Origin of the sequence: Loktanella gaetbuli (assembly GCF_020531945.1) — a bacterium.
Taxonomy (GTDB): Bacteria; Pseudomonadota; Alphaproteobacteria; order Rhodobacterales; family Rhodobacteraceae; genus Loktanella; species Loktanella gaetbuli.
On the sequence record NZ_JAJATZ010000006.1, the window covers coordinates 191,012 to 210,320 of the forward strand.

Annotated in this window: 14 protein-coding genes and 1 tRNA gene; 11 read left to right on the forward strand and 4 right to left on the reverse strand. The window is 58.6% G+C overall.

The genetic code is table 11. The annotated features are described in order from the left end of the window. Positions 1-8: 8 nt before the first annotated feature. The gene (locus LGQ03_RS13350) at positions 9-788 is read left to right on the forward strand and encodes an alpha/beta fold hydrolase (protein WP_226748804.1); all 780 of its coding nucleotides are present in this window, start codon (positions 9-11) and stop codon (positions 786-788) included. Between the two features lie 288 nt (positions 789-1,076). Here the strand turns inward: LGQ03_RS13350 and LGQ03_RS13355 are convergent, their stop codons facing one another. Beyond that, the gene (locus LGQ03_RS13355) at positions 1,077-1,508 is read right to left on the reverse strand and encodes a hypothetical protein (protein ID WP_226748805.1); all 432 of its coding nucleotides are present in this window, start codon (positions 1,506-1,508) and stop codon (positions 1,077-1,079) included. Between the two features lie 268 nt (positions 1,509-1,776). On the opposite strand from LGQ03_RS13355, the gene LGQ03_RS13360 reads away from it, so the two are divergent. After that, positions 1,777-2,547 (forward strand): hypothetical protein, encoded by a 771-nt coding sequence (locus LGQ03_RS13360; protein ID WP_226748806.1) that lies wholly within the window; start codon positions 1,777-1,779, stop codon positions 2,545-2,547. A gap of 721 nt (positions 2,548-3,268) precedes the next feature. On the opposite strand, the gene LGQ03_RS13365 is transcribed toward LGQ03_RS13360, so the two are convergent. Next, complete coding sequence (locus tag LGQ03_RS13365) at positions 3,269-3,751, reverse strand: very short patch repair endonuclease (protein ID WP_226748807.1); 483 nt, start codon at positions 3,749-3,751, stop codon at positions 3,269-3,271. A gap of 68 nt (positions 3,752-3,819) precedes the next feature. Between LGQ03_RS13365 and LGQ03_RS13370 the strand changes: the two genes are divergently transcribed. The 7 genes from LGQ03_RS13370 (at position 3,820) to LGQ03_RS13400 (ending at position 14,738) form a co-directional block, all read left to right on the forward strand. Continuing rightward, positions 3,820-5,373: a DNA cytosine methyltransferase gene (locus tag LGQ03_RS13370; RefSeq protein ID WP_226748808.1), complete on the forward strand. Its 1,554-nt coding sequence runs from the start codon at positions 3,820-3,822 to the stop codon at positions 5,371-5,373. Positions 5,374-5,438: 65 nt separating this feature from the next. Next, positions 5,439-6,932 (forward strand): ATP-binding protein, encoded by a 1,494-nt coding sequence (locus LGQ03_RS13375; protein WP_226748809.1) that lies wholly within the window; start codon positions 5,439-5,441, stop codon positions 6,930-6,932. After that, positions 6,929-9,664: a Z1 domain-containing protein gene (locus LGQ03_RS13380; RefSeq protein ID WP_226748810.1), complete on the forward strand. Its 2,736-nt coding sequence runs from the start codon at positions 6,929-6,931 to the stop codon at positions 9,662-9,664. Before LGQ03_RS13375 ends, LGQ03_RS13380 begins: the two co-directional genes overlap by 4 nt. Beyond that, positions 9,651-10,625 (forward strand): PD-(D/E)XK motif protein, encoded by a 975-nt coding sequence (locus LGQ03_RS13385; protein WP_226748811.1) that lies wholly within the window; start codon positions 9,651-9,653, stop codon positions 10,623-10,625. Before LGQ03_RS13380 ends, LGQ03_RS13385 begins: the two co-directional genes overlap by 14 nt. Then, positions 10,622-12,700: an AIPR family protein gene (locus LGQ03_RS13390; protein WP_226748812.1), complete on the forward strand. Its 2,079-nt coding sequence runs from the start codon at positions 10,622-10,624 to the stop codon at positions 12,698-12,700. Before LGQ03_RS13385 ends, LGQ03_RS13390 begins: the two co-directional genes overlap by 4 nt. Positions 12,701-13,047: 347 nt before the next feature. Beyond that, positions 13,048-13,350 (forward strand): hypothetical protein, encoded by a 303-nt coding sequence (locus tag LGQ03_RS13395; protein ID WP_226748813.1) that lies wholly within the window; start codon positions 13,048-13,050, stop codon positions 13,348-13,350. Then, positions 13,347-14,738, forward strand: a complete 1,392-nt coding sequence (locus LGQ03_RS13400; RefSeq protein WP_226748814.1) for a hypothetical protein — start codon at positions 13,347-13,349, stop codon at positions 14,736-14,738. Before LGQ03_RS13395 ends, LGQ03_RS13400 begins: the two co-directional genes overlap by 4 nt. Here LGQ03_RS13400 and LGQ03_RS13405 read toward each other — a convergent pair whose 3' ends face one another. Together LGQ03_RS13405 and LGQ03_RS13410 are read right to left on the reverse strand one after the other, a co-directional pair. Further along, positions 14,739-16,817, reverse strand: coding sequence for a site-specific integrase (locus LGQ03_RS13405; RefSeq protein WP_226748815.1), 2,079 nt, complete (start codon positions 16,815-16,817; stop codon positions 14,739-14,741). A gap of 150 nt (positions 16,818-16,967) precedes the next feature. Next, positions 16,968-17,061: transfer RNA gene (locus tag LGQ03_RS13410), tRNA-Asn, on the reverse strand. Between the two features lie 120 nt (positions 17,062-17,181). Between LGQ03_RS13410 and LGQ03_RS13415 the strand changes: the two genes are divergently transcribed. Continuing rightward, on the forward strand, positions 17,182-18,435 hold the full coding sequence (locus LGQ03_RS13415) for a tyrosine-type recombinase/integrase (RefSeq protein WP_090158658.1): 1,254 nt from the start codon (positions 17,182-17,184) through the stop codon (positions 18,433-18,435). Then, complete coding sequence (locus tag LGQ03_RS13420; protein ID WP_226748816.1) at positions 18,432-19,148, forward strand: hypothetical protein; 717 nt, start codon at positions 18,432-18,434, stop codon at positions 19,146-19,148. The genes LGQ03_RS13415 and LGQ03_RS13420 overlap by 4 nt, the downstream gene beginning before the upstream one ends. The last annotated feature ends 161 nt before the right edge of the window (positions 19,149-19,309 follow it).

Genomic DNA, 19,309 nt, shown 5'->3' on the forward strand with positions numbered 1-19,309 from the left:
TCCTTAACATGAAACTGAATTACGAACGTCACGGTGCAGGACCACCCTTGCTCCTGGTTCACGGGCTGGGTGGAAGCGTCCGGTCCTGGGACAGCAGCCTGCCGATGCTTGCTCGCGGACGCGAGGTCGTATTGGTCGATCTGCCTGGGCACGGGGCATCTCCGGCGCTTCCGGGGCGCCAGACGATTGCCGCCTATGCGGACGCGCTTGAGCACTTCATCGACCGGAACGGGCTCGCCGGCGTCGATACCGTCGGCAGCTCTGTCGGCGCGCGCCTGGTGCTGGAACTGGCGCGTCGCGGCATCGGCGGCCACACGGTCGCTTTTGATCCGGGCGGTTTCTGGCGTGGCTGGGAGACGGCGTGGTTCCGCTCCACGCTTGCCGCCTCGGTCCGGCTGGTGCGCCTCCTGCGGCGGCGCATTCCGGCGCTCTCGCACAGCCGCGCCGCGCGGGCCGTTTTGCTCGCGCAACTGTCGGCGAGGCCCGGCGCCCTCGATCCGATGCTGGTCCAGAACGAGCTGACGGCTATAGCCGAGACCGACGTTTTCGACGCGATGCTGCGCGAACTGGCGCGTGGCCCGTTGCAGGAGGGGACCGCCACGCCTCCGGGCCGCGTGACGATTGGCTGGGGACGTCAGGACCGTCTACTGCTGCCACGTCAGGCGGAGCGTGCGCAAGCGGCCTTCCCCACCGCGCGGTTGCATTGGTTCGAGCGGTGCGGCCACTTTCCGCAATGGGACCGCCCGAAGGAGGCCGCAGAGGTCATCATGCAAACGATGGCGAGATAAGGCGCTGATAAAGGACGTGATCTCTCACACGCAGTCCAGCTCCTCGAGAAACTGCATGATGAGATGGCGATAACTCGAGCAGATGCTTCCTTTGTCCGCTCCGCCGGCCTTCACCTTCGAAAATGCTGCGCGAGGGATGAATGGCCGATATCGTGAAGCTGCACTGCAGCATTCGACCATGAAGCCAATGGCAGGTCTGGGCCGTGAACGACCGAGCCATTTAACTCTGCGTTTGAAGGCATATCGGAAAATTTTCGAACACAAGCGCTACAATCACAGAATTGCAATCTAGAATGCTAGGCGATCTCCTAGCTGGATCTTAACGCCGCCATTTTCGTCAATTTCGTAAGAACTGACCCCGTAGATGGCAATCAATTTGCCTGATCCAAAAAGTGCTTGATTTTCGTCTTTCCCGCCATGTCGGATGATTGCATACTCACTGGCCTTCAAGGCCGTAATAAACTGCTCGTATTTCTTCGAGAACTTATGTCGTGGCCCTTTAAACGGATCGTCATAGATTTGATTACTATCAATGCGCGCGCTGTGTAAAATGGGGGCATTTTCGATATCAATGCCTCGACCTTTGGCGTATCCAGTCCAGGCGGATCTATAAGAAAAACCAGAATTTAGATCTTTCATCTTGATCATAGCAATAACACCACACTTGGAAAGGCTGCTGTTTGAGTCAACCATACATGGCACTACACTCGCAACTACCATGTTGACCCTCTTGGCAGTCGAGGGTCAGGTTTGGTGTGCTGGAATGCGGCACCGCCGCCTCTCTCCGACGGCAGCTATGGGCCGGAAGCGACGATATCGCAGCTGCCGTCTACCGACTGGCGCGCCGCGCTGCCGCATGTCTGCTTCGAGCCCAGATTGACAAATGCTGCGGCTGTTGCTGATGTCCGCTTTGACTTCACCAAGACAGTCGAGCAGACTACTGTCAGTGACCATTCCACACTTTATGAACGCAAATTTTTGAGAGACGATGAAACTTAGATTTAGGCTAATTCTGATTTCAGTATTTCATTTGAATACCGGTCAGGCGCTTGCCCATGCCCCCTACTACACACAGGTGGAAAAACTTGAGGTGCAAGATGGTGAAGCCTTTTCATTGAAGCTCTTGCACGGTGATGGCATCATCGCAGGTGATCCGGTAAGAGCAGTCGTCGTAGATAGCGAGTTTAGAGTTCGGGCTGTTTCCCCTTTGGCATTGAAACTTCACATTTTTTGCGAGCACAAAGGCAGCCGTCATTGCAGCGTTTATGACAGTGTCGCAGCTATTGTATATCAATTTGACCCAACAAGTTGGGCCTTGGGACCAGTAATCGAAGAACAGGGCAAACCTTTGCGCACCGCATATCCAGAAGACATGGGGCAAAATTTTGGGTTTGCGCAGCGTCCCGCGACCTTTTTGGAGATTATCCGGTTTGAGGGTGATAAGGTCCTTTCATTTCCAATCGTGGCAGCCCTTTCTTTGATTTTCTGGACTTTGACCGCGTTGCTCTACACCCCTCTGGCTTGGCAAGTTTATCTCAACAAGGGCCATCTAAAGCCGTGGAACCTGTCGTCAGTACTGTTGATCCTGCTGCGCTTGGGAGGAGTTGTAGGCTTTCTGTTCATTGCAATGGTCGGTTGGGCTTGGGAGCCATATTCGATCTACTATGCAAGTTTCTTTGCCTTACTAGGTCTCATAATTGCGCTTTTTCTGAGCCGACCTAGCCGCAAGTTTCCCAAAAGCGGTCAACCGACTGGGTGAAGTGAATGTCTCAAAAGTCCCGCTCACCCGACGTCGGCCATCGAAAAATGCTGCGCTACGCACGAACGACCGCTTCGGTGAAGCTGCGCCGCAGCGTGGTCACTCGTCCCCAAGGTCGGCAAAGGGCCGTCCGCGACATGCTGGTCCATCCATTCCGGATTTCGCAGCCTCGGTGCAAAAATTCTGATTGGACTTGTTGCTGGAAAATTCAGGCGAACAAAACCTGTGCGTGACTGCTGAGAAAGTTCAGAATGCCGGGTCTCCAATCATGACTTTGGAATAGGGGTTGAAAGGCATTGCGTTGGAGGAGGGGGCGAAGTACGGATGCCGACGGACCCTGCGTATGCCTCTGGGTCGATAAACATGGAGCATCGCAATCGATGCAGGTCTGCGCGGCGCCATGGAACGGCCACCCGATAAGCGGGAAAAGGTTCTGAGACCAGGCAGCAGCTGGTCAATTCTGATGCCGATCGGCGTTGGTGCGGGCCTTACATTGCAGGGACCCGTTGACAGAATTTCGCCATTCTGATGCCGATCAGGTTCGGGAAGCACACCGCGTAACCTGGCTTTTGCGAGCCGTGCGGGGTCGGGCTCGGCGCCATCGACTGCGCCGACGTCATCGATGTGCGGGCCGCGTAAAAGTGGTCCGACCATACCACTCGGGTGACCCTCCCGCCAATTTCAGTGCAGTTTCAGTGCTGCATCGATAGCATTTGCGATTTCACAATTCTTCGCAAGCCGTTCGGAGATCTAAATCCTCTTCGCCTATCTGGAAATACGCTCCGCCGCTGATAATCCAGTCCGACAGTAGATCGATGGAGCGCCCGGCTCTGGTTTTCTTTTTGATTGCGCATTCCCAGACTGTGGCAATCCGCCATCCACTTTCCGAAAGTTTTTTTACAACCGTCTGATCGCGCCGGATATTGGTGGCGAATTTGGCCATCCAGAATTCGGTGCGCGTGGCTGGTGTGGATGTGAAGCGACAGCCTTGGTGTCGGTGCCAGAAACATCCATGCACGAAGACCGCGACCCTGTACTTCGGCAGAACGAGGTCCGGTCGCCCGATCATGGTCTTGGGATGAAGCCGGTAACGGAAACCGCGTGCATGAAGACCTTTGCGCAGCGTGACCTCCGGTCGGGTGTTCTTGCCGCGTATTCCGGACATCATCCGGGATCGGGTTTCTGTGTCGACAATATCGGCCATCTGTCTCCTGGCATCGCCTCGCTGGCTTGGTATAAGGGGGAGCAGTTTGTCGAAGAGAGGTTTCTGTTTTGCCAGCCAAATTCGGCATTGTCGATCTGTTTGCCGGTCCTGGCGGCTTGGGTGAGGGTTTTTCCTGCCTGAAGATCGGTGACCACTTGCCATTTCACATAGGCATCTCCATCGAAAAGGAAGCCTCGGCGCACCGGACGCTCAGGCTGCGCGCCTTTGTCCGTGAATTTCAGGCGCGACACGGGGCGCTGCCGCAAGCTTTCGTGGATTTTCATGCGGGGCTCGCCAAAGAGCCGGCTTGGCATGAGGTTGATGCCGATGCTTGGGCGCTTGCCGAGGCGGAGGCGCAGTGCCTCGAGCTCGGGACGGAGCCGGCCGCGAGTGCCGTTGATGCAGCGATTGCGGCGCTCCGGCAAGACTACGACGATACGATCCTGATCGGTGGTCCGCCATGTCAGGCCTATTCGCTGGTCGGTCGCGCCCGGTCCAGGGGGAAGGTCGGCTATGTGCCGGAGGACGATGAACGGCACTATCTTTTCCGGGAATATATTAGCGTTCTCGACCGTCTGCGTCCCGCGGCCTTCGTCATGGAGAACGTCAAGGGCATGTTGTCCTCTACCATCGAAAGCCGCCTGGTTTTCGAGATGCTGATGGAGGATCTTGCGTCGCTGGGCACGGGTGAGGGGCGCGAGTACGAACTCCGCGCGATTCGTGTCGAAGACGGCAAGGCAAGCCTGCATGAGGCAGGGCAACCATCCGATTTCATCGTGCGCGCCGAGCGCTTCGGCGTGCCTCAACGCCGTCACCGTGTCATCATCATCGGGATACGCTCCGATCTCGCCCGGCGCGCTGGTGGTGCCGAAATCCCGGTGTCGGATATGCCGCGGACGGTCGATGACGTGATCGGGAACATGCCGATGCTGCGCAGCGGGATCAGCAGGGGGCAGGACGATCCGGATGCCTGGCGGACAGCTGTCGCCGATGCAGCCCGATCATTGGCTGATCTGCATGCGGGCAAGGAGAACGCACGGATGCGGAACGCGTTCAAACACGTCGTGGACCGGATGAAGTCCGGCGGACCAAGGGTCCGGTCGGCGTCACGATTGCCCGAAGGTTACGGCACGGCCAACGACGCTTTGCTGCAATGGCTGGAAAGGCCGGCTCTGCGTGGGCTGGCGCAGCACGAGGCACGGGGTCACATGGTGCCGGACCTTGGTCGCTACCTCTTCGCATCCATCTTTGGAGGCTTGCATGGCTACAGCCCGAAGGCCGCAGACTTCCCGCATCTCATCAGTCCGGATCACAAGAATTGGGACAGCGGGAAGTTCAACGACAGGTTTCGGGTCCAGCTGTCCGGCGAGGCCTCGACGACCGTGACCAGCCACATCTCGAAGGATGGTCACTACTTCATTCATCCTGACGCCATCCAATGCCGCAGCCTGACGGTGCGTGAAGCTGCAAGGCTGCAAACCTTTCCCGACGACTATCTGTTTCTCGGAAACCGCACACAGCAGTACGTGCAGGTCGGAAATGCAGTCCCTCCGTTTCTCGCTCGCCAGATTGCATCGCTTGTCCATGCCGCCCTTACGAATGGCAGCAAACTTGACCAGTAAAGGCCTTGCAGTCTCGCGTTCCTCCCGCCAGAGTTGTCTGGAGACCCGAGCGGACGAAGGATTGCATGCAAAAAGTTGTTTCGTCTCGTCGTGCCGATGCAACCCCGCACGCTGCTTCGCTGATAGAGGGCCTGAGGGATATCGGATATTCCCTCGAGACCGCAATCTCGGACGTCATCGACAATTCGATAACTGCCGGAGCGCGGCGCATCCGGATCGTGACCGAGACATTTGCAGAAGAACCACACATAGCCATCCTTGATGATGGTTCGGGGATGACGGAAGAAGAGTTGATCGCGGCCATGCGACCCGGCAGCCGTAATCCACTCGCGTCACGAGATGAACCCGACCTTGGCCGTTTCGGTCTCGGAATGAAAAGTGCGAGCTTTTCGCAATGCCGTCGGCTGACCGTCGTGTCGCGGAGGGATGGCAATACCTCTGCAGCGGTCTGGGATCTGGATGATGTCGCAGAGCATAACGAGTGGGCCGTCCAGTTGCCGGATGACATATCCCAAATTCCGGAGGCCGACAAACTGGGTGAAATCGGAACACTCGTCCTGTGGGAGAAGATTGATCGCCTTTCCGGGGGTTTCGTCCACAACGCGACAAAACGGGCCGAGGTTATCAATCAGCGTATTGCCGAAACGGAACGGCATCTGCGCCTTGTCTTTCATCGCTTCATGGAAGACGCCAAGCCCGTGTCGATTTCGCTGAACGGTAGGAGATTGCCCCCTCTCGATCCATTCGCCCGGAAGAATCCGGCAACCATCGCCGACCCGGAAGAACGACTTTCACTGATCCGGGGAGATGTGGAAATCCAGAGTTTCACTCTTCCACACCACAAGCAGATGGGTAAGGTGGACTGGGAAGATATCGCCGGGCCGGAAGGGCACCTGAAATCGCAAGGCTTCTATCTTTATCGCGGCAGGCGGCTCATCTTGCATGGTACATGGTTCGGCCTTTGCCGTCAGTCGGAACTGACGAAACTGTCACGGGTCAGGATCGACATTCCCAACAGCATGGACGCCGATTGGAAGATCGACGTCAAGAAATCCTCGGCGCAGTTGCCTCCCATCGTGAGGGACCGCCTGAAGAAAGTCATCGAACGGATCCAGGACGGATCCAAACGAACCTACCGCAAGCGTGGTCAGAAGCTGGTTGATCACGAGCGTCTCCCGATGTGGCATCGCATCCAGTCCGAAGGACAGATTCGATACAGGCCAAATGTCGAGCATCCTGCTTTCGCAGATTTTGCAGAAAGTCTGGCGCCAGACCTGCGCCGCGGCTTTTTCAACTGCATCGCCTTGGTGGGGGCGTCCCTGCCCATCGAAACGCTGCATGCCGACATGGCTGGAACTGCCGAAGATATCGTTCCTGACCGGGTGGATGAGGACACCTTGGCGCAAGCCGTTCAGGCGACCCTTTCCGTGCTTTTGGGTGCTCGAAAGGACATGAAGGAAATCATGTCATTGATGAAGGACGTCGATCCCTTTCGGTCGGCTTGGGATGACACGCAGCGGATCATTGCAACGACACTCGACGAAAAGGAACAGCAATGACCCCGCTTCTCAGCAGCCTGGAAGGCATGACGTCAATGTTCATGGCGTCCCAGGCGGGGCCTCATACTGCGCAGTCCATTCGGGACATCATAGCTCAGCTGCGCGAAACCCCGATGTTCGCCGGCAAGATCGAGGACGCTGATGCCGAGGATCTGGCACGGCTGATCGAGGAGAAATACGGCATCAGCATGGGTCTCGGAGCAATCGTTGATGCCGAGGATTTCAAACCTTGGCTGAATGATGCGCGGATCAACGGCGAGGTCGGGGATTTCTACTGGGGACGGTATCGCCGGCTTCTGGGGCTGAAGGGGCTGCCAAAGTCGGTGATCGACGGCACGGACGAGGTCACGGACAGGGTTCTGGACCGGCTAGGCAACCCGAACAACCTCAGTCCCTGGAGCCGCCGGGGCATGGTCGTGGGACATGTCCAGAGCGGCAAGACCGCGAACTATACGGGTCTCATCTGCAAGGCGGCGGATGCCGGCTATCGTCTGATCGTGGTGATCGCGGGAATCCACAACAACCTGCGCAACCAGACACAGGCGCGGATCGACGAAGGTTTCATCGGTCGGGATACCGGGCGACTGGCCCATGCCAACAAGGCCCAGCGACAGAAGATCATCGGAGTCGGCCAGTTCGATCAGCGCGAATTTCCGGTATCACTCACGAACACCCTGCGGGATTTCAACAAGGCGACCGCAACGACCTTCACCGCGCAGCTGGGCCAGATCAACGTGCCGGTGGTGCTGGTGATCAAGAAGAACTCCAGCACGTTGAAGAACCTCCTGGAATGGCTGAAAGAACATTCCGTCCACCAGAGCACGCAGATGGTCAGCCAGCCGATGCTCCTGATCGATGACGAGGCCGACAATGCCTCCATCAACACGGCCTACCAGCGGGACGAGGTGACGCGGATCAACGGCCAGATCCGGGAGCTGCTGTCGCTGTTCCATCGCAGTTGCTATGTCGGCTATACCGCGACGCCCTTTGCCAACATCTTCATCGATCCCGACACGGATGACGAGGCGCTGAAGCAGGACCTGTTCCCGCGGGATTTCATCATCGGACTGGACGCCCCGTCGAACTACTTCGGGGCGCAGAAGATCTTCCTCGACGCACGGGACCAGCACATCCGGCTGATCAACGACAACGAGGATGTCCTGCCGATGAAGCACAAGATCGACCATCCGGTCGATGTGCTGCCCGGTAGTCTGGTGGAGGCAGTGCGCGCCTTCATCGTCGCCCGCGGGATCCGGAATGCGCGTGGACAGCAGGCAGATCACGCGTCGATGCTGGTCAATGCGTCTCGGTTCACGGACGTACAGGGGCGCCTGCGATCGCGTGTCGCCGATGTTGTCGCCCGTATCCGCGACGCCGTGGCCGTCGACGCTGCAAAGGGCAAGGCCGCGTTGCGAAACCCCGAGATCGCGGCGCTGCATGCGACCTGGGAGAGAGAGTTTGCCGACGCGGAGGGTGCCGACTGGCCGGCCGTGCAGGCCCGATTGCACGAGGTGCTGGTCGCTGCCCGCGTGATCGAGGTCAACGCCTCGAAGCGCTCGCAGGCGCTGGACTATGATAATGCCGGGGAACACGGAATCACGGTGATTGCGGTCGGGGGATTTTCGCTTTCGCGGGGGCTGACCCTCGAAGGGCTGACGGTCAGCTATTTCCTGCGCAACTCCATGATGTACGACACGCTGATGCAGATGGGCCGCTGGTTCGGCTACCGCCCCGGCTACGAGGACCTGTGCCGCGTCTGGATGCCCGCCGATGGTGTCGGCTGGTACGCCCATATCCACGAAGCGATGGACGACCTGCAGACACAGCTGAAGCGGATGGAGCTTGCCAAGGCGACGCCGGCACAATTCGGTCTTGCGGTGCGCAGCCACCCCGAAGCCCTGATCGTGACCGCGCGCAACAAGATGGGGACGGGGAAGGAATTCCCGGTGAAAGTCGGCTTGGCGGGGAAGCTGGTCGAAACGACACGCATTCGAAATGATCGTGACCAGCTCCAGCGCAACCTCGATGCGGCGAGAGCGCTTTCCTCAGCAATCAAGGCCGCAGGTGTGAAAGAACAGCATCCTTCACGTGGAACCCTTTTCAGCGGTGTGTCTGTCGACCTGATCCGAGATTTTCTCCGTGTATTCCGCGCAGACAGCTCCGATCCCCTTACGGATCCAAGGTTGATGGCTGACTACATCGATGCTCGTGCTGAAACAGAACTGAGCACATGGGATGTCCTTTTCGCCAGCGCTCAGAAGGATGAAGCGGAGCGCGCCAATTTGTCCGGGCTCGAAATGCGCGCTTTTGGCCGATCAGTTGGCGAGCCGGAGCTTCGCGACGGAATCCTGGCGATCAGTGGAACGAGCCGGCGCGTCGGGTCACCGGGAGACGAGAGAGTAGGCTTGACACAGGAACAGATCGACACTGCCATCGCAGCGTTTCGCGATGAGCGTACGCGAGACGGCAAGGACATTCCCAAGACGCTTCCGCCACGCATCTTCTGCGAGATTCGCGGCCGTCGCCCGTTGATGATCCTTCGTTTCGTGGACCCTGTGATCCCGGAAGAGCTCCGAGCCAAATCGCCGGGGCTGGTGTTGGCTTGGAGCGTCTGCTTCCCGTCTTCGGACATTCAGGGCGGCACGGTGGAATATGTCGTGAACACCATCCGGATGAGAGAGATGTTCGGCGAGGAGGAGATCGAGGAGGAGGCGTCTGGTGATCCCGAATGACACTCCCTGGTCCGGCCTCGAGGCGGGAAAGGTCGATACGCGGCGGGTCGATGCTGCGGCACGCTGGAACTGGTTCTGGGCCGTGATGCCACGGGCGGATGCGGCGCTGGTGCTGCAGCTCAGTGATCTGCCGCACCCTGTCCCGGACCTCCCCAAGCTCAAGAACCTTGAGATCCGTTTCCAGACCCTTCCCGGCGGTCCGATCCTCTACATCCGGCTGAAGGACAACGCCCAGATGGAGCTTTTCGAGACGCTCTGTCGCGACGTGATGACGGCGGGCGAGCTGGCCGAGACCGAGGCCGAGGCCTTGGAGCGCGCCATAGGGCGCACTTTCCGGTGGCATTACCTCATGCGCGGCGGCAAGCCGGAAGTGCTGTCCGAGGAGGCCCAGAAGGGCCTGATCGGCGAAATAGAAGTTCTGAAGCTGTTGATCACCGAGCTTGGGCCGAAGGCCGCTCTTTCGGCCTGGATGGGACCGTCCGGCGCGCCAAAGGACTTCGAACTCAAGGCGGATTGCATCGAGGTAAAGGCTCGCCGCGGCGCGTCCCAGCCATTCATCAAGATCACGAGCGAACATCAGCTGGCCGAGGTGCCTGATCGCCGGATCTGGCTGGCGGTTCTGGCGGTCGACAAGGTGCAGCCGCCTCATGGCCGGACCCTCACCGAACATGTCGATGCGGTCACGGAACTGCTGGAGCGCAGCGAACCTGCAGCCGTGATGGACTGGGACCTGCACCTCGCGGACGTGGGTTACGATGCGTTGCATGACTACGACGCCTGGCGCTGGATCGTGTCGGCACCCGAGTTTTTCGCGGTGACGGAGGACTTCCCCCGCATAGCCGCGCCGGTTCCGCTCGGCGTGTCGGGCGTGACCTACGCGCTGGGTCTGTCGGCATGCGCGCCTTTTCTTAAGGCGTGGGATGACGTGCGGGACTGTTTGATCGAAGGTGGGCTGGCATGAACGAGCTGCAGGAATATCATCAGAACCTGATGGCCGACATCCGTCGCGAAGCCGACGCCGGCGGGATTTTCCCCCTCGAAGCATTTTTCAACCTGATGACGGACCGCCTGACGGAAGCAGGAGAACTGGAGACCGCGGATCCAGCGCACTATCAGTTCGGTGAGGGCGCCCAGAAACTGCGTATCGATGGATATGCGGGAGATCCGAGGGACAGCGAGGGCGTCCTTGGGCTGATCATCTGCGACTTTTCCGACAGCGATGCCGTGCAGACCTTCGGCAAGACCGATGTCACGCCCATTCTCAATCCGCTCATCAGATTTTTGAAAAAGGCAAGAAGCGAAGAGTTTCGAGACGCACTGAACGAAGAAAACCCTGCTTTCCAGGTTTCCGACCTTGTCATCGCTACATGGTCGCATGTGACGAAGGTCAAGTTGATCCTCGTTTCGAACCGGCAGTATGTCGGCAGGGGCGATGCAGTACCCCTCGGCAGCATGGGGGATGTCCCGATCACGTGGTCGGTATGGGACCTGGCGCGCTTCGAACGGTTCGATCGGTCCGGTCAGGCGCGAGAGGACATCCTGATCGATTTCGAACAGGATTTCGGCGGCCCGTTGCCGGCCTTGAAGGCATCGCAGACCGGAGCAGCGCTCGAAAGTTACCTTCTGGTCGTGCCCGGCGAACAACTGGCCTCCATCTTCGACAGGTGGGGCGCAAGGCTCCTCGAGGCAAACGTGAGAACCTTCCTCCAGGCGCGTGCCAAGACCAACAAGGGCATCCAGAAGACGATCAAGGATGAGCCCGAGCTGTTCTTTCCCTACAACAACGGGCTATCCGCGACGGCAGACGACGTGACCTGCGTCCGCACCCATGAGGGGCTTGCGATCTCCTCCATCAGCAATCTGCAGGTCGTCAACGGGGCCCAGACGACCGGGTCGATCCACAGCGGACTGAAGAACGCCCGCGATCAGCTTCGGCAGGTCTTTGTCCAGATGAAGCTGACGGTAGTGCCGCCCGACCGGTCCGAAGAGATCGTGCCGAAGATATCCGAGTTCGCGAATACCCAGAACAAGGTGAACGCGGCGGATTTCTTTTCGAACCACCCGTTTCACATCCGGATCGAGCAGTTCTCGCGCAGCGTGATCTTCGCCGCCCGCGAGGGCGAGCGCCATGACAGCAAATGGTTCTACGAGCGGTCCCGCGGTCAGTACATCAATGCTCGCGGGCGCCTGACGCCAGCCCAGCAGAAGAAGTTTGATCTCGAGTACCCCAAGGGGCAGCTTTTCAGCAAGACGGACCTCGCGAAGTTCGAGTATTCGGCCACCGGGCAGCCGTTTCTGGTGTCCCGTGGCGCACAGAAGAATTTCGCTGAATTTGCCAAAGAGATCGGCGAAGTATGGGCGAGGAGCGATGCCCGGTATGATGAGCTCTGGTATCGCCGGTTGATCGCGAAGGCGATCGTCTTTCGTAAGCTGGAGGCAGATGTGCCGAAACAGCCTTGGTACGAAGGCGGCTATCGCGCGAACATCGTGACCTACGCCATGGCAAAGGTGTTCCACGACGCAACCAGCGACAAGCAGGTGCTGGACGTCGACGCCATCTGGCGGCGCCAAGCCGTCTCGGACGCCCTGTCACGTGCGTTGCTCGTCGCCGCAGCGGAAGCAAACGATGTCATCACGCACCCCCCGTCCGGTGTTCGGAACATGTCGGAATGGGCAAAGCAGCAAGCATGCTGGTCTGGTCTGAAGGGCAGGCAGCTCGCGTATGATGACGACTTCGGCAGCTGCCTGACGCAGGTCGAGTCGATGCGAACCGCAGTACGGGACGCGAAGGCCAAGAAGGCGTTGACGGAAGGGATCAATGCACAGTCCGAGGTGGTCACCCTCGGGGCCGAGTTCTGGACCAGAATGATGGACTGGGGAAAGACCGAACGGAAACTGACTCCCAAGGATCTTCAGATCCTGCAGATATGCGCCTCGATGCCGCGAAAGATCCCCGAAGATTTTCAAGCTAGGCACGCCATGAATGTGCTCCATCGCCTCAAGGATCAGGGTTTCGAAACCGAGCGTTCCTCCTAAGGGCAAGTCGGACGTCGATTGATCGACAAACCGAACGGCGAGGCAGGAAACTCCTTCTTGCCCGGATGCTCGTGCTTTGCGTCATCGCTCAACCATCGCGGTCTGTCAGCCTGATCTTGAGAACCTAAGGCGTGACGTCATTTATCCTTTCGTCCGTGAAATTGTTTTTCTCAAGGTCGCCGCTTTGAACGATGATCGCTGCCGTTCGAATTTCGTAGCTTCGCTTCAGCGACGATAAACCATTGTTTTTGTTTTGAATGAGCCTCGGTTTCGGTTGGCGTGAAATCTCCGCCCTCGGTCAATTCCACCCGCCTTGGTAAGCTGGGTTATCGAAACGAGGATCGGCCATGCCCGCGAAAACCATCTCCTACACGATCCGCCAAGCCCCTGAGGTCGCCGCCCGGATCGACGACATGGCGAAGTTGAACGGGTTCGCCACGCGCGCGAAATTCATGACGCATGCGGCTTTGACCTACGGCGGCGGGGATGAGGCCATCGTCGCAGAACTGTCCCGCATCAGCTACGCGCTGCATCAGATCGACCGCGCGGCCGCGGGCCGTCTGCATCTCGTGAAGCCGCGCGACATCGCGGACATCGGTCGCCGCGCAAGGGCTGCACTGAGCGCCATCATCGCCAGGAACGCCGGATGAGACGCTACACGACTTTTCCATCCCAGGCTTTCCCGATCCTCTCTTACCTGTCGAAGGACGGCCAGATCCTCTCCGGGTCGATGCCGGTCCACACGTTGCGGCAGGCCTGCGACATGCTCCGGCCGTTCGAAGCCCCTCAGGGCGCGGGGCTTGTCCACATGACGCTGTCGATGCCCGTCGGTCGCACCCTGACCGACGACGTCTGGCTCGCCGTCGCACGGCGGGTTCTGATCGCCAGCGGACTGCCGTCCGAGATCGTTCCGTGGATCATGTTTGGCAGGGAGGCCACACACTGTGATCACATCCACATCGTCGCCGCGCTTCAGACGTTCACTGGTCGGCATCTCGAGATCGCGACGTCGGTCCGCGAAACGGATCGCATCGAGCGCGACGTGTGCCAACTGCTCGGCTTGCCCGACCCTTCGTGGCGTCCCGACCCGGAGATGGTTCTGGCACCTCCCATCACAGTTCGAGCGCGGCGGAAATCCGGACAGGCGGCATGGTTCGCGGGCGACCTGAACGCGGTCATGTCCAAGGCCCGACCTGCCAGCCTCTCTGCGCTCAACGACGTCCTTCGGGCACGAGGCTCCCCTTGGTCGCTGACCTTGTCCGAGAACAGCCCGGGAATGCTGATTCCGCGCAACGTCCTGACCGGCAAGACTATCAACCCGAGGCTCGCGGGCAGCGCATACTCGTCTGTGCTGATTTTGAATCGTCTTGCACTGGCCGCGCGCATTCGAGCGGTGGCGCTGACGGTATTCCTGCGCCGTGTCGCCGAGGCGATCCGCAACCTCCCTGAACTGACGCACACCTTGAAAGGACCCTCGCATGACAGACCTGAATACGGGCCACGGCCGCACGCACGCGATGCTCGACAAGACGCGCGAGGACGTGCGGCGGTTGCACCCGCTGTTGCAGCTCCTCGACCCCGATCAGGCGGACATTACGACCGAGTTCGCGGTCAGGTTGATCGGGCTGCTGGTCGAAGTCGAAGATCGGCTGACGGAACAGACCGCAGCGTTCATGGCACAAACGGCGGAAATGTCCGGCCTGCGGTCGCAGCTGGACGACCTCCAGGCAGACATGGCCTTCCTGATGGGGAGCGGCGATCCCGTGGAGGGTGGGTCACGCTGATCTATCGGCTCGCCCGGCGCGGCAGCCTGCACCTGCGGCACCGTTTCGTCGCGGATGGCTCCGCAATTATGCTCATGGGGAAAAGCGGAGAACGCGCGATCCTCGACATGGCAGAGACAGTCATTATCACCGGTGACGACATCCCGCTTGGCCCATGGCGCGACCTCCTTGATCGCCTTGTCCGAGATGCCGGCTGCACGATTGACCTGATCCCGGATGCCGTCACGCAGAACGACGACCCGACGCTCGTGTGATCAGAACAGCCGCGGGAGCTTGTTGATGGCCGCCAGCTTCAGGTGGATCGGGGCTTCGCCACGGTAGACGGAGGTGTTCGTATCTTCATTTTCGGATTTCACATGTCCAACTAGATCGAAGCGTACGGCTCCAAGAACATCCGACGAAAACAAGAAAAAATCGTTCACGTAATGACGCATGGAATGCATGCACAGGTTTCTGGGATTGCCATCCAAGGCGGCTTCCAGCGATGTGCGCCACATGTAGTCGATGGACGCGCCGAATTTGTCGACCATCAAGGCGGGGTCGGTAGCCGCTGCCCTGCGAGATTTCTTTCGGGGGACCGGGACAACATCCGGGAACATCAGTTTTTCTCCGCGATCCGCCATCTCGGAAACGTGTCTGCACAGTCCAAGTTCGATGAGGTGGGGATGAAGCGGCACGATGCGGGTCTTTTGGAATCGCGCGTCAGTTTCCCCCGGTTCCTCACCCTTGATGGAACGGTACTCGTTTGCCTGAATCACGATACAGGGATGACCGTCGATATGCTTGAGGTCGCTGATCTTGAGGCCTGCGATTTCTGCCCGGCGTGCTCCGGTATAGGCCAAGATGAGAGGGATCCAATAGCGCGAATCCCGGACAATTACCGATCCCGGCTCATGTCGACTCCCTTCGCTCTGGGCACCTTGCCACAGGTGATGCGCAAAGACCGTTTTCAGCTCCTCCGCAGTGAACACGGGCCTCTGCTTGTGCTTTGCGCTCTTTCCCTTGGCTTTCGGTTTGATTTTCTTGGTGTTCAGGGCGGGATCCAGATCGTGGCCTTCCGAAGCCGCCCGCTCCAGCAGAAGCTCGACCGACTTGATATGGCGCTGGCGTGTGGAGACGTGGGGCCCCTTTTCGGAGTCGGGCATGAATCGTGCCTTTTGCATGATGTCTTCGATTGTCCTCGAGCCGTCCTGCGGAGACCTCATGAAGTGGATCGGGAAGGTCGCAAGGGCATCCCGGAATGCGGAGAGATGATGTTGACGAATGTCATCGACCCGCTGAAGGCTGGTGATCAGGCAGAACAGACGGAGGCTTGCGGCGCGCTGCGCGATCGTTTCCTTGCTCAATCCGTCTGTTGTCGCCATCCGCCAGAAGATCCCGGCGATGTCCGGACCATCGATGACCTTTTCGTGGTGCCGTGCCACCGCTTCCGCTTGTGCCTGCTGCGCGCGCAAAGCGTCGATCGTCAACGGTTCGCGGATTTCGTCGACGCCGGGCGTGAAGCTGATCTTGCGCTTGTCGGCAGTGATCTGGATCGCGCGGGCAGCCTCGATCGCTTTCGTCGGAACCTGCTGCGGCAGCACCGCGACCAGCGACGGGGCGGGTGCGGCCAGTGACTGGGTCACGGTTTCGGACATGACCTCACGGACTGGGACCAGAGGCGGTGTTTCTGCTTGGCTGATGAGCGTCTTCGCAAGATCGGCATAGACCTGCGCGCGCAGGTCCCGACAATTCTGCTCGGCGTCCAGGGCCGCGAGCCGTGCCTGAAGGTGGGCCTCAATGATCTGGTATTCGTGTTCGCGCGAGGCAACCTTGACGCCGGTGACGGTTTCGAAATCGCGGATCACGCGCTGGCGCTGATCCTGGTCGCGCAATCCCCGGACATCGTTCGCGTAGAGGGTGACGGCCCCCTGCACTTCGTCCGCGGTCCACGACGGATCAATCCGCGCCGGTTCAAGCGCGGGCGCGATGCCGTCTTCGACCAGTGCCCGCAGGACCGCACGCTGCACGCGATGGGTTGCATGGGGCGAGGTCCTGCGCCCGGACATCCGTTCCATCCGCAACTCGCGGCGCAGGTCGTCGATGATCACCTGCATACGCGTCTGGATGTAAGTCGCGATCAGCGCTTCCGGCAGCGGGTCGATCAAAAAGGTGAAGGCGTTCAGCATGGCGTCGAACTCTGTCGTCAGTGTTCTGGACCAAGTATGCGCCGTTTTTTCATCTGTCGTCCCCAGTGCCACCTGCACCGAGCGGATAGATGTGGATAACCCCGGGATCCGGCGCCTGAAATGGAAGTGGCGTCCTTGGCGGAAAAGGTATCTGGGTTGGTGCATGTCGCCCTCCTGATGAGGGCACCCGGACCGGACCTGTGCAACCGAAGTGTCAGCCGTGTGCAACCTGTGTGCAACATCGGCGGAGATGTCGGTCAAAACCATCGGAGCTAAACTCCGAAGTTGAACCTTTTCAACACCTTGAAGGGGAATTGGCTCCGACGGTAGGGATCGAACCTACGACCAATTGATTAACAGTCAAAATTCAGTCCCAAACAGTCCCTAACTTTGTAAAACTATCATCGGTCATTATGGCCTAAATTTTAAAGCTAAAAACTCACTTCTTGCTAACGCTCCATAACGCGGGGTAACAGTTTCTAACGGGCTCATCCGTTACCCCTGTGTTACCCCGGGAGACAAATTGATCATGGCAAGAGCTCTGACATCCAAGGCCGTGGAGGCTATGAAATCCGATCCAACCCGCCGGCTGGAGATCGCAGACCCTGCACTTTCAGGGCTCTATCTTGTGATTCAGCCGAGCGGGGCGAAGAGCTGGGCGCTGCGCTATAGATGGGCTGGTAAGTCGGCAAAGCTAACCTTGGGTAAGTGGCCCCTCTTGGGGGTGGCAGACGCGCGGGCTGCGGCATCGGAGGCGATCGATAAGGTAGATCACGGCCGAGATCCGTCTGCGGACAAGAAGGCCACCAAGGCAGCGCGCCTAGACGCCCAGCTGTCGGAGCGCGACAAGGTGAAAACGCTGGTCGACCAATATGACCAGCGCCACTTGATTGGTCTAAAGAGCGGTCGAACGGTGCGGCGCGAGTTGGATCGTCATGTCCTTGCTGTCTGGGGCGACCGTGACATTCACGAGATCCAGCGCCGCGACGTGATCGACCTATTGGACGGCATCGCAGACTCTGGGCGGATTGTTACCGCCAATAGGGTCCGAGCCTATCTAAATACGTTTTTCGCTTGGTGCGTTGAACGGGACATTCTTGCTGGTAGTCCGGCGACGGGCGTGAAGCCGGTTGCCAAAGAGATCAGCCGCGACCGTGTCCTAAGCGACACCGAGATCCGCTGGTTTTGGGAAGCCTGCGAGAATGCAGGTCAGCCTTGGGGACCGCTGGGAAAACTGCTCCTGCTGACAGGTCAGCGTCTCTCCGAGATCGCCGGAATGACAGATTCCGAGATCTATGATGCCACCCTGCATCTTGGGGCTTTACGAACAAAAAACGGCCGTGCGCATGACGTCCCGCTTTCGAAGGCAGCAATGGATGTCCTGTCGAGCATGGTGCAGATTGAAGGGCAAGCAGGGCTTTATCATACCACAAACGGAGAAACGCCACTGAGTGGGTTTCACAAGGGCCGCAACCGTTTGGCCGATGGCATGAGGGCCATAGCGCGTGAAGATGCCGGAGAGCCGACGGAGATCCCGCACTGGACATTTCACGACCTCCGGCGAACGGCTGCCACTGGAATGGCCCGTCTAGGCATCCCTGTCCGGGTTACGGAGGCGGTGCTGAACCACGCAAGCGGCACTGGCGGGGGGATCGTGGCTGTCTATCAGAGGCACGACTACGCCAACGAGAAGCGAAATGCGCTCGATGCTTGGAGCCAATTTGTATTGGCTCTCGTCGGTAGCGCTGAAGATAGCTTGGTCATTCAAAAGGTGCGAGGATGAACTACGACGAGTTTGTTCGGCGCTGGGATAGGCATGGTGTGAAGGATGACCCGCTTGTGCAAGTTATTTCAAAGCACACCCAAGCCGAAGGTGCCGAAGCTGGTTGGTGGGCCAGTCGAATCCACTCTCACGCGTTCATGTTCGGCTACGAGGTTTATAGCCGATCGAAGGATATAAATGCTCTCGTGACTCTAGATCGAGCGGTTAGAGATATTCAAAAGGTACTTGATGATGATGCAATGACAAGTCTTGCTTTTAAACAGCTCTTGTCAGAGCTAGGAATAATCTATGAAGAAGAAATATTAAAGCACCGTCACATTGAGACCGTTCGTGATGGCGATGAAGATTCTCTCTCAAATGCAGGGGGTGACTTCACGCACGACATGAGACTGCTTTATCTTCTGGAGGAGCGAGCTAATTCAATTAGAACTGGAATTAAAAGAACAATTTCTTTCATTGAAGAGTCACCGTTAGAAAGGGTCTCTGCGTCGAAAATTAATGAGCGGGGTATTTCGCTTGTTGATGCGGCGCGTTTCATGTGGTGCCTTGCGACGGATAAAGAAGCGCCGTCAAAAGACTTGAATCCCGCATCTAAATTCGGAGAGTTTTTGGCTGACGTTTTTGCAGCAATAGGGGAGACTACTGATCCTAGATCGACCTTTCGAGCCTGGGCGCGTGAGCGAGGCGACTGGTCCCTAGATCCTCCAGAATAACTGTGCCACCATGGGACGACTTTGAGGTTTTAACTTCATTAGAAAGAGGCCTAACGTTTAATAACGAGAGGTCTAAAAATGCAACGAAAGTTAATATCGTCGTTCGCAGTTCGAGAGCTTTGCGGCGGCGTTTCCAACATGACAATCTGGCGCTGGCTGCA

Excerpts from the sequence above, each read along its gene's own strand:
- LGQ03_RS13350 (WP_226748804.1), top strand. The coding sequence starts at position 9 with ATGAAACTGAATTACGAACGTCACGGTGCAGGACCACCCTTGCTCCTG.
- LGQ03_RS13355 (WP_226748805.1), bottom strand. The coding sequence starts at position 1,508 with ATGGTAGTTGCGAGTGTAGTGCCATGTATGGTTGACTCAAACAGCAGC.
- LGQ03_RS13360 (WP_226748806.1), top strand. The coding sequence starts at position 1,777 with ATGAAACTTAGATTTAGGCTAATTCTGATTTCAGTATTTCATTTGAAT.
- LGQ03_RS13365 (WP_226748807.1), bottom strand. The coding sequence starts at position 3,751 with ATGGCCGATATTGTCGACACAGAAACCCGATCCCGGATGATGTCCGGA.
- LGQ03_RS13375 (WP_226748809.1), top strand. The coding sequence starts at position 5,439 with ATGCAAAAAGTTGTTTCGTCTCGTCGTGCCGATGCAACCCCGCACGCT.
- LGQ03_RS13380 (WP_226748810.1), top strand. The coding sequence starts at position 6,929 with ATGACCCCGCTTCTCAGCAGCCTGGAAGGCATGACGTCAATGTTCATG.
- LGQ03_RS13390 (WP_226748812.1), top strand. The coding sequence starts at position 10,622 with ATGAACGAGCTGCAGGAATATCATCAGAACCTGATGGCCGACATCCGT.
- LGQ03_RS13395 (WP_226748813.1), top strand. The coding sequence starts at position 13,048 with ATGCCCGCGAAAACCATCTCCTACACGATCCGCCAAGCCCCTGAGGTC.
- LGQ03_RS13400 (WP_226748814.1), top strand. The coding sequence starts at position 13,347 with ATGAGACGCTACACGACTTTTCCATCCCAGGCTTTCCCGATCCTCTCT.
- LGQ03_RS13405 (WP_226748815.1), bottom strand. The coding sequence starts at position 16,817 with ATGCACCAACCCAGATACCTTTTCCGCCAAGGACGCCACTTCCATTTC.
- LGQ03_RS13415 (WP_090158658.1), top strand. The coding sequence starts at position 17,182 with ATGGCAAGAGCTCTGACATCCAAGGCCGTGGAGGCTATGAAATCCGAT.
- LGQ03_RS13420 (WP_226748816.1), top strand. The coding sequence starts at position 18,432 with ATGAACTACGACGAGTTTGTTCGGCGCTGGGATAGGCATGGTGTGAAG.